Origin of the sequence: Dactylosporangium sucinum (assembly GCF_014647515.1) — a bacterium.
Lineage (GTDB): Bacteria > Actinomycetota > Actinomycetes > Mycobacteriales > Micromonosporaceae > Dactylosporangium > Dactylosporangium sucinum.
The window spans coordinates 80975-96296 of sequence record NZ_BMPI01000046.1; the positions used below are offsets into that span (position 1 = coordinate 80975).

Below are 15322 nucleotides of genomic sequence, written 5' to 3' on the forward strand. Positions count from 1 at the left end.
GTCGGAGGTCCTCACCGCCTCAGACCTCACCCCGGACCATGGCGTGGAGCCGGTCGAACACCGCCGGCCGGGCGGCGAGACCGTTGTGGCGATACTCGTTGGTGATCCAGGGACGCAGGTTACCGACCTGACCGGTCGTCGCCCGTGACTGGTCGAAGTCGACATAGAGGTCGTCGGCGTAGACGACGGCGGCGACGGGAACGGTGTTCCCGGCCAATCTGTCCGGGTCGTAGAGCCGCGGCCAGCCGTCGTACGCCGCGAGCAGGTCGGCACAGCCGCGCAACGGCCGCAGCGCCGGGTCCTGCTCGAAGAGCCATGGATAGAACATCTCCGACGTGAAGTTGACCTCGGCGTGCCGCCGTGGGTCGAACTCGCCGAACTCCGCCAGCGTCCGCTGGGCGGACCACGCCGAGGCGGCGTCCTGGCAGTAGATCGCCTCGTGCAGCAGTGCGTACAGCGGCCGGTCGGCCATCGACAGCACGCCGTCGACGCCGCGCAGGAACGTGTCGGAGAGCACCGGCTCGCCGCGGGAGGTGATGAATGCCTGCTCCAGCAGATGATGCAGCAGATCGAAACTGCCGTCGTGTCCGAAGGAGGTGCCCATCATCTGGAACCGCTCCGCGGACAGCCGCTCGCCGCTGGGCATGCGGGTCTCGGTGTCGTCCAGATGATCGACCACCTGCCGCGCGATCTTCCGGTCACCGGGGTACCGCGCATAGAACCGCTCGGTGTGCGCCAACGCCCGCGGATACGCGGCCCGGTACACCTGGTCCGGATGGGCGGTCAGGCTCGGCAACCCGCCGGCGATCATCACCTCGGCCAGGCCCTCCGGCGCCAGGGACAGATACGTCATGGCGCAGAAGCCGCCGAAGCTCTGCCCGAGCAGGCTCCACGGCCGGTCCCCGAGCAGCTGCCGACGCACCAGTTCCGCGTCACGGACGATCGCGTCGGCCCGGAAGTGACGCAGATACGCCGCCGCCTCCGCGTCCGGGCGCCCTGCCAGCGACTGCCGGTTGACCGGCGAGCTGCGCCCCGTGCCGCGCTGGTCGAGCAGCAACACCCGGTAGTGCCGCAGCGCCTGGCTCAGCCAGGCACCCGCCGCCGACGGCCGGTCGGCCGGACATCCCGGGCCGCCCTGGAGAAACAGCAGCCATGGCAGATCCTCTTCGGCGTTGCCGCGACCGACGACCTCACGGGCGAACAGCGATATCCGCGGCCCTGCGGGATCCGCATGGTCGAGCGGAACCTCGAGCACGTGCTCCACGCATACCTGGCCCGGGCGACCGTACCTCAATGACATCCTGACGCATCCTCAGCAGTTCGGTGGGTTGCAGGGACTATCGCCCGGCGCCGTGGGGGATGTCCCATCCCATCCGCCGACAACCCGGCAGTTATGCGAACCGAGCGGGCAGCGGGAGCGTGCGGCAGAATCGTGAGCTGGATCCGTCTGTGCGCGTGGCATCCGCACAGGTCAACGGTCGCCGCAGTGCCTTCCTTGTGGGCGTGATGAGACCGTCGACAAGCCTCATCATTCCGGTCCGGAAGGCACTTTCGCGTTCGCCCTGTGGATCACCGGCCCTGGAGCGCTCGGATCAGCCGAATGTTCCGTAGCCGGCGACGAGCTGTGGTGGTGCGTTCAGGTTGATCTTAGCGAGGAGCTTCTGCGTCATGACGTTCAGGCCGATCGTATTGAATTGCTGCCCGAGTGAGCGCATGATCGAGTTCTGTGATGGCCGGTAGAGGCCGTGTGCGTAGTAGGCCGCCCCTTCGTAGGTACCGATCACGCCGCCGTCGGGAGTTGACTGTCCCAGCCGCGAATACCACTTTCGCTTGCCCGAGGTGAGTTGCGCGGCGGTGTACTTTGTCACGTTGGCCTCGGTGGGCTCGCCTCCCGAGTAGCGGTCGTAGGGGACGTCGTACTCGTCGGCGAGCCCGCCGATCGAGTGGCCCAACTCGTGCTGGACAATCTGGCCGGACAGGGCGTTGCCGCCGGATGAGGTCGCCATGTTGGAGTAGCCTGCGCCGCCGTACTTCGTGCTGTTGCCGATCGCGACGATCATGTCGACCGCTGGGGCGTTCGCCGCGTACGACTGGGCCGCCGACTGATTGAGGCACAGCAGGCGCTCGGTATTCGAACACCAGAAGTACATGCCGAGTGCCGTGTTCTTGCTGACCCCCTGGGTCGGGTCGTTGTCCACACCGGACTCGCTGGAGATGACGTCGACCATCCATACATTGAAGTAGTTCTTGTAGGTGCTGTACGGCGCGATCGAGGTGAGTGTCGCCCATTTCTCGGCCACGTGCTGGTGGTACAGGGCAAGCTGGGAGGAGGTGTAGCCGTCACCGACGAAGACGAGGTCGAAGCGATTGGCCGTACTCCCGGTCTGCTGGAGGGCGGTGACGGTGGCCGGCGGCGGTGCGGCGGCGGCTGCGGTTGCGGGGGCAGGAGCGGCTTGGACCGGCGCGGCGACCTGGGTTATCGTCCCGTCGGGCGAGAATGCTTCGAGCCATTGCGTGCCGGTCGGCGCGGCAAGGGCCTGGGTTGGCGGTGCGACGACCGCGGCGGCGATGGCAAGAGCCGCTACGGCGGCTAGGCGCATGATTGGGCGCAACGAGTGCCTCCTGGGATCGTGTGCGGACGGGTGGCTGCGGCGGCTGGACGAGATTCAAATATGTCCATAGAGCCGAGCCGCTCGACAATCACGGCAAGCCATAACCCGTGGACTATGGCGGCAATCCATCGATGGAGCGACGCATCCACAATGGACATGCTGCGGGAGCGCGCCGTCGCTGAACCGGACGACATGGGGCGTCGGAACGGGCAGCGCATGCTGGCCGAGGCGTCCGGCTCCGCCGAGTAGTGCACGGATACATCTGACGGTCCTCCGCGCACTTCCGTTGCGCGGCCGCAAACCGTGTCGGGCTGCCCGGCGATCCTCCCGCGCCGCGGTGGGCGGTGTTCGTGCTGCCGTCCGGAATAGCCGATTTGTCGGTTACATGTACTTAGGGGATACATGTTCGGTACGGTCGCGACGGCGGTGCATTTCATCGTCACGGTCGTACAGACGGGGGATTTTGTGTGATCAGATTGTTCAGGCGGCGCCAGGACCCCGAACGGCGCGGATCGTCGTGGCCGAATGTCGCACTGGGCGTGCTGGTGCTCGGCGCGTTCACCTTGGCCACGGCCGCCCCGCGCGGGCCGGCCGCCGAGCACGAGAGCGGGGCGCCGACGCTCGCCAGCGCCGTGATCCAGCCGGTCGTGTCGAGCGTCAATCCGAGCTCCGGGTTCACCACCGGCGGCACGACGGTGACGATCACGGGCGCCGGGTTCACCGGCGCGACGGCCGTGACCTTCAACGGCATCGGCGCTACGTCGTTCACGGTGGTCAGCCCGACCGAGATCACAGCGGTGACGCCCGTGGGCGCGGCCGGGCCGGCGCTCGTGCAGGTCGCCATCGGCACGTGCATCTCGTCGGTCATCGGCGCGACGTTCACGTACATTCCGCAGATCGTCATTCCGACGATCCCGACCGTGTCGTCGATGTCGCCGACGAGCGGGCCGACCGCGGGCGGCACGACCGTCACCCTCACCGGCACCAACTTGGCGGGCACGATAAGCGTGACCTTCGGCGGCGTCGCGGGCTCGGTGAGCAACAGCACCGCGACCTCGATCACGGTGGTCACGCCGGCCCACGCCGCGGGCAACGTCCCGGTTGTTGTCACCACGGTGATGGGCGCGACGACCGTGACGGCCGGCTACACGTACGTGGCCGAGCCGGCGGTGACCTCGGTGTCGCCGACCTCGGGCCCGGCGGCCGGTGGCAACACGGTGACGATCACGGGCACGGGCCTCACCGGCGCGACGGCGGTGGCCTTCGGCGCCGACGCGGCCACCTCGTTCACGGTGGACAGCGACACGCAGATCACCGCCGTGGCGCCGGCGCACGCGGCCGGCACGGTGGACGTCGAGGTCAACACGCCGGACGGCACGGCGACCGCGGCGAACGCCTACACCTACGCGGCCCCGCCGTCCGTGACCTCGGTGTCGCCGACCTCGGGCCCGGCGGCCGGCGGTACGTCGGTCACGATCACGGGGTCGGGTCTCACCGGCACCACGGCTGTGGTCTTCGACGGCAGCCCGGCCACCTCGTTCACGGTGAACAGCGGCACGTCGATCACGGCCGTGACACCGGCGCACGCGGCCGGCACGGTGGACCTCCAGGTCACCGGGCCGGGCGGCACGGACGTCGTGATCGCCGCATACGTGTACGTGGCCGCGGCGACCGCGACGTCGATGTTCCCGACGACAGGCCCCGACCTGGGCGGTACCTTCGTCACGATCACGGGCACCGGCTTTACCGGCGCCACCGCGGTGACGTTCGGCGGCGTGAACGCCAGTTCGTTCGTCGCCAACAGTGACACGCAGATCACGGCCATGACGCCGCCGGGCTCGGGCACGGTGCCGGTCACCGTCACGACGCCCAACGGCTCGCCGAGCGTGCCGGGCGGGTACGAGTACCTCGTGTCGCAGGCCGCGACCTTCGCCGCGCACGCTGCCGACAAGGACGCCACGCTGGAGCCGGCCAAGCCCCCGGCGTCCGGCAAGGCGGACAACGCATCCGGCAAGGCATCCGGTACGGCATCCGGTAAGGCGGACGCCAAGCAGGCGAACAAGCAGGACGCCAAGCAGGCGGACAAGGCCGCCGGCAAGGCCAAGGTGAAAGCCAAGGCGAAGGCGAAGGCCAAGGCGGACGCCGCGGCCGCGCCCAGGATGAAGAAGGTCTTCTTCCAGCTGCCGCCCCCAGCCTGCCCGGCCCCGCCGAGCGCGCCGAGCCCGGTCACGGCCACCGCCGGTACATCGTCGATCATCGTGAGCTGGACGGCGGCCACGCCGAACGACTCGCCGATCACCGGCTACACCGCGACGGCCACGCCCGGCCCGGCGACCTGCACCACACTGGTCACCGACCCGAACCCGCTCGGCTGCGTGCTGGGGGCGACGGCCGGCCAGCAGTACACGGTGTCGGTCGTGGCCAACTCGGCCGCCGGAGCCTCGGAACCGGCCACGAGCAACGCGGTCACACCGGCCGCGCCGGTCGTGCCGGCCGCGCCGCCGGACACTCCGCTGACCCTGACCACGGACAAGGGCGTCATCAGCAGGGCCGCGCCCGGGCAGGACATCGTGGTGATCGGCACCGGGTTCGCCGCCTACTCCACGGCGACGATCACGCTGTACTCGACACCGGTGACGCTCGGCACCGTGGTCACCGACGGCAACGGTGACTTCAGCAAGCCGGTCACCGTGCCGCACTCCCTCGCCGCCGGCGTGCACACGCTGGTCGCGCAGGGCGTCGCACCGTCGGGCAACCCGCGCGCGATGAAGCTCACCGTCACGGTGGCGGCGAGCACGTCGACGGGTGGCCTGCCGGTCACCGGCGCGCCCACCGGCCCGCTGGCGCTGGGCGGCCTCGCGATGGTGCTGGCCGGCCTCGGCCTGCTCCGTCCGTGGCAGCGTCGCACGACGCCCGGCCTGCGGTAGGGAACACGGCGGGAGGGCACGGCGCCCCGGGGCTGAGCGACCCTCAGCCCCGGGGCGTCGGAGCGGCTCGGGTTCAGGGGCAGATAGTGACCCGGCCGTGCACCCGGTTCGCCACCGCGACGTAGGCGTCCTTGCCGTCATCGAGGCTGTAGCGGTCGACGACGGGCAACCGAGCGAGGGGACAGTCATGAGTGATACGACATCGGCCGGACGGACGGCCGGCGCGGAGCCGGGTCAGAAGGTGGCCGTGCTGGGGACCGGCATCATGGGCTCGGCGATGGCGCGCAACCTGCTCAACGCCCGGCTCAGCACGACGGTATGGGACCGCTCGCCGGACGCGACGGCACCACTCGCCGTCGCCGGCGCGCACGTGGCCGGGTCGGCCCGGGAGGCGGTCGACGATGCCCATGTGGTGATCACCATGCTGCCCACCGCCGACGCTGTGGAGTCCGTGATGTTCACCGGCAAGGCGGTGGACGCGCTCGCCGAAGGCGCCGTGTGGGCCCAGATGGGCACCATCGGCATGGCGGCGATCACCGAACTTGCCGGCCGGCTCGCCCAGCGGCGGCCCGACGTGCTGTTCGTGGACGCGCCCGTCTCGGGCACCAAGGGCCCCGCCGAGAACGGCCAGCTGCTCATCCTCGCTTCCGGTCCGGCTGCCGCGCAGCCGACTGTGCACACCGCGTTCGCCGCGATCGGCCGCAAGACCCTGTGGCTGGGCGACGCCGGCCGAGGCAGCGCGATGAAGGTCGTCCTCAACGCCTACATGGCTATCCTGATCGAAGGCGTGGCCGAAGCCCTCGAACTCGCCGACCGGCTGGATGTCGACGCCGGCGCCCTGGCCCAGTCGATCGAGGGCGGGCCGCTGGACGCACCTATCGCCGATGCGAAGTTGCACAAGATGGAGCGCGGTGACTTCGCGCCGGAGTTCCCGCTGCAATGGGCACTCAAGGACGTGGACCTGGCGATCTCCGCGGCCGGCGGCAGCAAGCTGCCGCTGATCGAAGCACTGTCCCGCCAGTGGCGTGCCGCCGTCGACGCGGGCCACGGCCGCGAGGACGTCAGCGCCGCGGTGCTCGCGCTGGCCTGAGCCGAGTTGACCACGTGTTAGCCCTCGCCGTGCGAGATTTCCCCCGATCCGGCGTCTGGGGGTGGGTATCGCAGCCCGGTGCGTAGTGTCGCCATCACGGTGTTCGTATTCTTGGCGGTGCTGCTCGGGACGACGGTACCCACACCGCTCTTTCCGCTGTACGAGCGCAGGTACGGCATCGATCCCCTCGATGTCACGGTGTTGTTCGGGGTGTATGCCATCGGCGTTGTTACCGGCCTGGTCGCGCTCGGGGAACTGTCCGATCAGATCGGTCGCCGGCGGTGTCGCTGCCGACGGCCTGCGCGGCACTGGCCGCCGGGTCGTCGCTGATCGCCGCGGCTGTGCTCGCGTCCTCGCTATCGCTGCTCTTCGCGGCGGCCGTCGTCGTCGTCGGGCTCGGTACCGGCGTCGGTTTCAGCGCCGGGCTCCGTGCGATCAACTCACGCGTGCCCAGCGCACGGCGCGGCGGCGCGTTCTCCGTCTTCTTCGTGGTGCTGTACGCAGCGCTCGTGCTCCCCGCGATCGGTGTCGGCATCGTGATCGAGATCGCCGGCCTGCGATGGGCGGGCGGTGTGTTCTCCGCGCTGGTCGCGATGGTCGCTGTCCTTGTGCTGCTCAGCTTGCGACGGCGAGAAGCCTGAAAATGCGTGCGAGGGTGGCCGCCGCCGACGCGACCGGCTCGCCCCCCGGACCCGGACGCCGTCGGGCGGGCGGTGCGTCAGCGGCGGCTGATCCGCTCTTTCATGGCCTCGGCGTCGGCAACCACGGTGGCCAGGAACTCGGCGGTTGCCTCGGGGCGCGCCGGCTTCGGCTGCGGCCGCGCGCCGTTGCGCGTCGGGGTCGGGGTCAGGAAGACGGCCGTGTCGGGTGTGGCGGGCGGTAGGGGCTTCATGTCGCGGAGGAGCAGCATGTCGGCCACCAGACAGGTGACCGCACCGTCGGCGGCGCGACCGATCCAGACCGGGTAGGAGCCGTCGCCTCTTCCGCTCGGGTAGACGATCATATTGGTGCCGGTCTTCGGGTCGGCGGTCTCCGTCGCCTTGCCGCCGGCCGAGGCCTCGCTCTGCTGTTCCTGCTCGTGTGCAGCGGCGAGGGCGTCCCGTCCGGACGCGTCCAAGAATGCACCTGTGCCGGAGTCCACGCCGAAGCCGTAGAACTCGTCGTCCCCGAGCAGCCGTACGTCCTGCCCCGGACGGACCGCGAGTTCCCAGCTCGCGGTGGGCTTGTCGAGGATTCGCAGCATGGCTGCGGTTGTCTCGCCCCAGCTTTTGCCCTCCCACCGCAGGCCGGCGATCAGCACGGGGTAGTTCCCGGGCGTGACCAGCACCGTGAACGGCTCGTCGCTGTTGTGGAGGGTGCCGGGGTCGGCGGCGATCACCGCACCTGTGGGCACCTGCAGGACTCCGGCGGGTTCGGGTTCGGTGACGACCGCGGTGTCGAGGTCGGTGCCGGAGAAGCGGCTGCCGGGAGTGAACAGCGCCTGCAGATGGCGGGGTTGCATGCCCGACGGCGCCCGCCACAGCGGCGTTGCGGGCTCCTGGGACCCCCCGTCAGGGGACGGTACGACCTTCACGCCACCGATGCCTCCCGCACCGGGATCGAAGCCGAGCATCCGGCCGTGCGCGTACGCCATCCAGTCGCCGAACGGGGCCCTGCGCAGGCTGCGGTACCGCTCAGGTATGTCGTGAGCCGTCTGCAGGAGGCTGCCATGGTCCAGCTCCACACTTGCGGTGTCGGTGTCCGGCCGGGCCGTGAGGGTGAGGTGCCAGCCACGCTCGGGGAATTCCGGCGCGTCCGCAGACGCGTAACGCCACTGCTCGTAGCGGATCAGATGGAGCAGGCCCGGCTCGAGCTCGCGGTAGTCGTAGGCGCGGTCGCGGCGGCCGTGCTGCTCGAAGAGGAACAGGCCGAGGTAGCGGCGCCCCCAGTCGATGTGCAACAGCGCCTTGGGTTGTGTGTTGGTGGTGAGCAGGACCGCGTACGGGTTCCCGGCCGAATCGCGCGTCCGGGCCTCGTCCGCATTCATCACGCCGACGGGCTTGCGGATCTGCGGATCCCAGCCCGCGCAGTAGATGACCTCGACTGCGCTCTCGGCGGCGACGCTCCGCTCCGACCTCCTGATCACTGACCAGCCGATCGCCACGGACAGGCCGCCCACCAGCGCCAGGCAGATCAGCGGCACCAGACCAGATCGCCGACGGCCGAGCGCCCTGCCGGCCGAATTGAACTCCCGCAGGCGTTCCCACAACCCGCCGCGATCTGCAGTTCCTCGGGCCGGGCCGCTCGCCACCGTGTCAACGGCGTCGTTGTCACCGCCGTCGTTCTGGGTCGACATGACGTCATGATCCCATGGGTCCCCCAATCATCCGATTCGGCCGTTGCCGACCGATTACCGCTGTCGCCGGGTGCCCCGGCCCGTCATGGGCGAACGTCCACCGCCGCAGGGGGAGTGGGGCGACTTCCACCCGCGCCCGCAGACGCTTACGGCATACGCTGCAAATATGGGGAAATGGGGTAAACGCGACGACATGATCGTCCATCAGGAATCGCCGTACAACGCGGAGCCGGCCCCTGCCGCACTGGACCGCCATCCGCTCACGCCGCTGGGCACCTTCTTCGGCCGCAACCACGGCATGATCCAGCACATCGATCCGGATGCGTGGCGGCTGCGGGTGGACGGGCTCGTCGACCGCCCGCGCACCTTCTCCCTCGCTGAGCTGCAGCGCCGGTACGAGCACCGCGGCGTGGTGGCCACGCTGCAGTGTGCCGGCAACCGGCGTGCCGAGCTGACCGCCGTGCGGCCGATCCCCGGCCAGGTGCTGTGGGGTCCGGCCGCGATCTCGACCGCCCGGTGGGTCGGCGCACCGCTTGCGGACGTGCTCGCCGACGCCGGCCTCCTTCCGCAGGCCGAACACATTGCCTTTGTCGAAGCGCACACCCAGCCGAAGGCCGGCGAGTGGCCGGTGTTCGGCGGGTCCATCCCGGTCGGCAAGGCCACGGCCGGGGAGGTACTGCTCGCCTGGGAGATGAACGGTGCGCCGCTGCCCGCCGTGCACGGCGGGCCGGTCCGGGTGATCGTGCCCGGTTACATCGGCGCGCGGAGCGTCAAGTGGCTGCAGCGCGTCACCGCGCAGGAGCAGCCCTCCGACAACCATTTCCAGGCGGCCGACTACCGCATGCTGCCCCCGGACGCCGACCGGGCCGAGGCCGAGGAGGGCCACGGCCTGTCCCTCGGCGTCGCCGCGCTCAACGCGGCGATCCTGACCCCGACCGACGGACAGGCACTGCTCGCCGGCCCGGTGCGTGTCAGCGGCTACGCGGTCGCCGGCGAGGGCCGCGGCGTCGCCAGGGTCGACGTGTCCGTGGACCGCGGCCGGCACTGGCGCCAGGCGGAGTTCGGCGAGACGGACGACCCGTGGGCCTGGCGGCTGTGGCAGATCAGCCTGGAGCTGCCGCCCGGCCCGGCGCAGATCGTGGCGAGGGCATGGGACACCAGCGCCACCGTGCAGCCGGAGCGGGCCGAGAACGTGTGGAACCCACTCGGCTACATGAACACCGCATGGAGCCGCGTCCGCGTCACCTGCGCCTGAGCCGCCAGGAGTCGATGCGTACCCTCCGTAGCGGGCGGTCCGGTGGCCGCATCCGGCCGGGCAGCGGCGACGTTGCGGCCCTCGGTTACGATGCGGGGCTCCGTTGCTGAACAGGAGACCGTCGATGGGTGTTGCCACGGGGCTACGTACGCGAATGCCGTTGGTGATTGCGGTGATCGTCGGTCTGATAGCCGTCGTGGTGACCTACGTGGTGCTCCGTCGAGACCCCGGAGAGGCGGGCGCCGACAAGCGGGCCGGCTGCGAACCCATCGAGGTCAGTTCGTCGACCGAGAAGGCCGACCTGATGATCGAGTTGGCGCGCCGGTACAACGCCTCCGACACGCTGTACGGCGGCAAGCGGTGCGCGTCGGTGACCGTGCACCGGCTCACGTCCGGCGCGGCGGCGGAGGCGCTCGGCTCCGGCTGGGACGAACAGCGCGACGGTGGGCCGGCGCCGCAGGTGTGGACGCCCACCGCATCGCTGTGGCTCCAGTTGGCCCGCCACCGGGAGACCGCCGGCGGCAAGCAGGTGGTGCCGGCGGCCGGCACGCGGATGCCGTCGATCGCGCAGAGCCCGTTGGTCATCTCGATGCCGAAGCCGATGGCCGAGGCGTTCGGCTGGCCGAACCGCGAGTTCGGGTGGAGCGACGTGCTGGCACTGGCGTCCGACCCGCAGGGGTGGGGCCGGTACGGCCATCCCGAGTGGGGGCGCTTCTCCTTCGGCAAGGACAACCCGCACCGGTCCACGTCCGGCCTGGCCGCGACGGTCGCCACGTACTACGCGGCGACCGGCCTGTCCCGCGAACTGACGGCGGCCGACCTCACCCAGCCCAATGTGATCAACTTCGTCCGCGGCGTCGAGGCCGGGGTCCTGCACTACACCGACGATGCGGTGAAGTTCCTCGCCAACCTGGCCGAAGCCGACGCCAAGGGCGCCGCGATGTCGTACGTGAGCGCCGTCGTGCACCAGGAGCAGCTCACCTTCCTCTACAACAAGGGCAACACCACCGGCGACCCGAAGGTGAAAGGCAAGGCGCCCACGGTACCGCTCGTGCCGATGGTGCCGCGGGACGGCACGCTGATGCTCGACCACCCGTACGTGGTGCTGCCTTCGGCCAGTGACGCACAACGGGAAGCGGCCGCGGACTTCCTCGCGTTCCTGCAGCAACCGGACCAGCAGGCCGCGTTCGCGACGATGGGCTTCCGCGACCACCAGGGCAACGCCGGCCCCGAGTTGACGCAGACCCTGCAGATCCCGGCCGGGCAGAAGCTCAGCCTGATCCAGTCACCCGTCGGAGAGGTCCTGGACAAGATCCTCGCTGGCTGGGACGACCTGCGCAAGAAGGCGAGGGTGCTGCTCGTCCTCGACGTCTCGGGCTCGATGAAGGAGACGGCGGCCGGTGACATCAGCAAGCTGGAAGCCGCGAAGAACGCGGCGATCGCGAGCCTCGACCTGCTGCATCCCGACGACGAGGTGGCACTGTGGACGTTCTCGGGGCAGCGACCAAACGGTGCGCAGCCCTACACCGAGCGGCTGCCGACGTCGCGCATCCGTGACGCGAAGCAGCAACTCATCGGCATCATCCGGGCGCTGAGCGCCGATGGCGGCACGGCCCTGTACCACACGACCCGCGCCGCCGACCTCTACATGCGGGAACGGCTGGACGCCGACCGCATCAACGCAGTCGTGCTGCTCACCGATGGGCACAACGAGTATCCGGCCGACAACGACCAGGCGAAGCTGCTCCGCGACCTGGACGGGTCACCCCTGGAGAACTCGGTTCGCATCTTCGGTATCGCCTTCGGCGAGGAGGCCGACCTGGACACGCTCGAAAAGATCGCGAAAGTGTCGCGGGCAGCCGCCTACGACGCGCGCGACCCGGCCAGCGTCGACAAGATATTCAGCTCGGTGCTGAGTAACTTCTAGCGGGCAACGTCCGACAACCGCGTCTTCAGCGGTCGAACACAATGCCGAGGGCCACCCGCACCGTATGCACGACCACGGTGACCACGGCTCCCGCAGTCAGCGCGGCCGCCGCGCTCGCACCGGCGAGGCCTCCGATCATGCCGCTCAGGGCACCGAGCAGCACGGCCGCTGCCACACTCCACGGATCGACGAGGTGGGGGCGGATCGATCGCCCCCGCCCCGGTTCGACGACCTCGTCGACGCGCGACGCGCGGCCTGCCGTCGTCGAGGCCGGCGATACCTGCATGACCCGCTGCGGTGCGTCCTGCGGCCCGGGTGACGGGCCGGCGGCCGTTCCATGCGCCTGCGCAACGGTCTCCTCGACCCCGGCGACGGCGGGCAGCCGCATCGTGACACCGGTCGGCGTGCGCTCCTCGCACGCATCGTGCAGGATCAGTGAACCCTCCGCCACCACGAGCTCGGGCTGCTCCAGAACCGTCGGCGGCATCCCGAACGCGCGGTGCAGCAGCGTCGCGACGAGTGGGACGCGGCTCGACCCGCCGACGAGGAAGATGCCACCGACGTCTGACAGCCCGATGCCCGCGCTCCGCACCGCGGCGCGGGTGACCGCGACCGTCCGCGCGATGACCGGTTCGGCGAGCTGCTCGAACTCGTCCCGGCTCACCGGAACGGTGTCGTCCAGGACCGGCAGATGCACCAGCGTCTGCGAACGCCGGCTCAACGACTCCTTGGCCAGCCGAACGTCCTCCCACAGCTGCCACCGGGCACGACGGTCGGCGGCGGTGACCGGTCGCCGCAACCGGTCCCAAGCGTCCGGGGCCCGCTGCGCGATCAGACGGCCCAGGTGCTCCACCAACGCGGCGTCCAGGTCCAGGCCGCCCACCTCGGGCAGCCCTTCACTGGCCAGTACCGTCAGCGCTCCTCCGGGGCCGCGCCGAACCACACCGGCGTCGAACGTGCCTGCCCCGAAGTCGTACACCACCGCGCACTGACCGGCGCCGACCCGGCCGACCTGGCCGAGGAAGTAAGCGGCGGCGGCGATCGGCTCCGACACGAGTGTCGGCTCCGGCAGGCCGGCACGGACGGCCGCAGCGGTCAACCGGCTCAACCGCGACGTGCCCCAGATCTCCGGATGCGTGATCACCACACGATCCGGGAGCTGGCCGACGACCTGCCGCGCCTCCGACGCCACGCGTCCCAGCACGGCGGCGACCAGGTCGACCACGTCGGTCTCGTCGCCGCCGAGCAGGACGATCCCGTCTGCCATCCTTCGCTTCGGGTTGGGCTCGTACCGATCCGGATGCACCCGCGCCGACCGCACGGCTTCGGCACCGGACAACACGTCGCCGGGGCCCTCCAGGAGGACCGCCGACGGCAGCAACGGTGACCCATCGAAGAGCAGGGAACGTGCTTCACCGTCGCCGCGCCGCACCATGGCCACGGTGTTGAAGGTGCCGAAGTCAATCCCGAGCAGCACGCCGTAAGCCATCGTTGCAGCGTACGCGGCCCCCGCATGTCCGCCCGCCACCGCAGGGCAGTCAAGGCCCGCGGGCACTGCACCGACGAGCAGGCATCACGGCGTTGTGGCAGCGCCGAGTATCAGGAACTGCTGGCGGCTGACCCAGCCCGGGTAGCGGTCGACCATGGCGTCGAACAGCTCTCCATCGGGGATGGCTGCGTCGCGGAGCTGCCCGTAGTACTCGAGGTAGCCGCGAGACTCGCCGAGGACCGCGGGCGGGTTGCCCTGGGTCGGATCCTTGTGCCCGCAGACGACGGCAGCGGGGTGGAGTGCGGCCAGCCGGTCGAGCGCGGCAATCCACTCAGCCCGGCTTTCCGGTGTCGTCGCGCCGACGAACATGTGGCAGTGGTTGTAGGCAACGTCGCCCGAGACGATCAGGTCCAGGTCGGGCACGTGCAGCGAGGTCGTGTCCGCCGTGTCTGTGTGGCCGGTGTCAATCACCAGGATGGGGCAACCCTCGAGCTGGAGTTCGGGCGAGGTGAGCGGTTCGGGCAGCGGGACCGTGTCGGCGATCTGGCCGGGGAACCGCGTCCTGAGCGAGATGTCCAGCCCCTGGCCGTCCTGCATCTGCCGCACCGTTCCTGCCGTGGCGACCACCCGCGCGTCCGGGAAACGATCAAGGACAACCGGCAGGCCGAGATAGTGGTCACCGTGGCCGTGCGTGATATAGACAGTCGTGAGGCGCCGATCGTGCAGCGCCACCCAGTCGGCCAGGGCAGTGGCCTCGCGTACGGTCATCAGCGGGTCCACAAGCACGGCATCGCGGGCACCGAAGATCAACGTCGACGTCGTCGGGTCCCAGGCCGGCGCGTCGCCCACAGCGGGCGTCGGGGCGACGAACGGCTTTTCCGGAGCGACGAAGACGTCGTAGGTCAGTGCGGACCGGGTGGCTGTCATGCGATTCCCCTATCGTGGCGGCTGGCGTACCCAGCTGATCGAGGTTGTGCTCATCACGCCGCCGCGGCGGCGTTCCGAAACAGACAACGTCAGGCCATCCGGGCCGTGGAACCGCACCTGCCGGATCTGCGTGGTGCCCAGCCAGCTCGGTATCACCGACACCTGCACGTGATGGGCCACCGTTTCGCTGTCCTCGTCGACGTCATACGGCCCGGAATATGCGATGTAGTAGGCATCCGGCTCGCCGTCATCGGCGTAGGGTCCCGGCCCGGCCAGCTGCGCGGCCATGTAGCCGTCCGGCGTGTAGAGGATCGCACCGCGCGGGTCGTCGCCCAGCGGGTGCTCGGTCTTGCCACCGACGGTCACCTCGTAACCGGTGAGCCGCCACCCTCCGGCAAGCCGATCACGGATCTTCGACTGGGGCATCGGCACTTCCTTTGACCGTCGCGGCAGGGTGCACCCGGTTTGCGAACGCAGGCCGGTTCTCCAGCTACCCGGCCGCGGTTGTCCCACACACGCCGAGCTTCCCCCGGCTGACGATCAGGCGCCCGACCGTCCGTGGACCGGCGCCGCCGTGGTGCACGAGTGTCCCGTCCGCGGTGCTGGTCGCGCGGCCGGGCCCCCGTTAGGGTGGCGCGCATGGCCGGTTCGCCGTTCGCCGACGACAATGTCGCCCTCGCGGCCCTCGACTCGCTCATCCAGGAGGGGTTGGTGGCGGCCCCGGACTGGGCGGCGGTGCGCCGGGCCAACCCCTATGACC

General features: G+C 70.2%; 11 protein-coding genes. 5 read left to right on the plus strand and 6 right to left on the minus strand.

Features of this window, described 5'->3' with window-relative positions:
• Positions 1–19 precede the first annotated feature (19 nt).
• Together IEZ31_RS37130 and IEZ31_RS37135 are read right to left on the minus strand one after the other, a co-directional pair.
• Positions 20–1255 (minus strand): alpha/beta fold hydrolase, encoded by a 1236-nt coding sequence (locus tag IEZ31_RS37130; RefSeq protein WP_229836211.1) that lies wholly within the window; start codon positions 1253–1255, stop codon positions 20–22.
• A 337-nt stretch (positions 1256–1592) separates the two neighbouring features.
• Positions 1593–2612 carry a M64 family metallopeptidase gene (locus tag IEZ31_RS37135; RefSeq protein ID WP_229836213.1) on the minus strand — a complete coding sequence of 340 codons (1020 nt, stop codon included), beginning with the start codon at positions 2610–2612 and terminating at the stop codon, positions 1593–1595.
• Between the two features lie 467 nt (positions 2613–3079).
• On the opposite strand from IEZ31_RS37135, the gene IEZ31_RS37140 reads away from it, so the two are divergent.
• From IEZ31_RS37140 to IEZ31_RS37150, 3 genes are all read left to right on the plus strand, one after another.
• On the plus strand, positions 3080–5539 hold the full coding sequence (locus IEZ31_RS37140) for an IPT/TIG domain-containing protein (protein WP_190254770.1): 2460 nt from the start codon (positions 3080–3082) through the stop codon (positions 5537–5539).
• Positions 5540–5726: 187 nt separating this feature from the next.
• Positions 5727–6629 carry an NAD(P)-dependent oxidoreductase gene (locus IEZ31_RS37145; protein WP_190254771.1) on the plus strand — a complete coding sequence of 301 codons (903 nt, stop codon included), beginning with the start codon at positions 5727–5729 and terminating at the stop codon, positions 6627–6629.
• Between the two features lie 281 nt (positions 6630–6910).
• On the plus strand, positions 6911–7270 hold the full coding sequence (locus IEZ31_RS37150; RefSeq protein WP_190254772.1) for a hypothetical protein: 360 nt from the start codon (positions 6911–6913) through the stop codon (positions 7268–7270).
• A gap of 77 nt (positions 7271–7347) precedes the next feature.
• Here the strand turns inward: IEZ31_RS37150 and IEZ31_RS37155 are convergent, their stop codons facing one another.
• Complete coding sequence (locus IEZ31_RS37155) at positions 7348–8964, minus strand: DUF4241 domain-containing protein (protein WP_190254773.1); 1617 nt, start codon at positions 8962–8964, stop codon at positions 7348–7350.
• A gap of 166 nt (positions 8965–9130) precedes the next feature.
• On the opposite strand from IEZ31_RS37155, the gene IEZ31_RS37160 reads away from it, so the two are divergent.
• Together IEZ31_RS37160 and IEZ31_RS37165 are read left to right on the plus strand one after the other, a co-directional pair.
• Positions 9131–10219 carry a sulfite oxidase gene (locus tag IEZ31_RS37160; RefSeq protein ID WP_229836214.1) on the plus strand — a complete coding sequence of 363 codons (1089 nt, stop codon included), beginning with the start codon at positions 9131–9133 and terminating at the stop codon, positions 10217–10219.
• A 172-nt stretch (positions 10220–10391) separates the two neighbouring features.
• Positions 10392–12146 carry an extracellular solute-binding protein gene (locus IEZ31_RS37165; protein ID WP_190254774.1) on the plus strand — a complete coding sequence of 585 codons (1755 nt, stop codon included), beginning with the start codon at positions 10392–10394 and terminating at the stop codon, positions 12144–12146.
• Between the two features lie 25 nt (positions 12147–12171).
• Here the strand turns inward: IEZ31_RS37165 and IEZ31_RS37170 are convergent, their stop codons facing one another.
• From IEZ31_RS37170 to IEZ31_RS37180, 3 genes are all read right to left on the minus strand, one after another.
• Positions 12172–13635: an Hsp70 family protein gene (locus IEZ31_RS37170; RefSeq protein WP_190254775.1), complete on the minus strand. Its 1464-nt coding sequence runs from the start codon at positions 13633–13635 to the stop codon at positions 12172–12174.
• A gap of 84 nt (positions 13636–13719) precedes the next feature.
• Positions 13720–14562 (minus strand): MBL fold metallo-hydrolase, encoded by an 843-nt coding sequence (locus tag IEZ31_RS37175; protein WP_190254776.1) that lies wholly within the window; start codon positions 14560–14562, stop codon positions 13720–13722.
• Between the two features lie 9 nt (positions 14563–14571).
• A complete protein-coding gene (locus IEZ31_RS37180) occupies positions 14572–14988 on the minus strand; it encodes a lipocalin-like domain-containing protein (RefSeq protein ID WP_229836218.1) in 417 nt (138 codons plus the stop codon).
• Positions 14989–15322 lie beyond the last annotated feature (334 nt).

Excerpts from the sequence above, each read along its gene's own strand:
- IEZ31_RS37180 (WP_229836218.1), bottom strand. The coding sequence starts at position 14,988 with ATGCCCCAGTCGAAGATCCGTGATCGGCTTGCCGGAGGGTGGCGGCTC.
- IEZ31_RS37170 (WP_190254775.1), bottom strand. The coding sequence starts at position 13,635 with ATGGCTTACGGCGTGCTGCTCGGGATTGACTTCGGCACCTTCAACACC.
- IEZ31_RS37160 (WP_229836214.1), top strand. The coding sequence starts at position 9,131 with ATGGGGAAATGGGGTAAACGCGACGACATGATCGTCCATCAGGAATCG.
- IEZ31_RS37155 (WP_190254773.1), bottom strand. The coding sequence starts at position 8,964 with ATGTCGACCCAGAACGACGGCGGTGACAACGACGCCGTTGACACGGTG.
- IEZ31_RS37145 (WP_190254771.1), top strand. The coding sequence starts at position 5,727 with ATGAGTGATACGACATCGGCCGGACGGACGGCCGGCGCGGAGCCGGGT.
- IEZ31_RS37175 (WP_190254776.1), bottom strand. The coding sequence starts at position 14,562 with ATGACAGCCACCCGGTCCGCACTGACCTACGACGTCTTCGTCGCTCCG.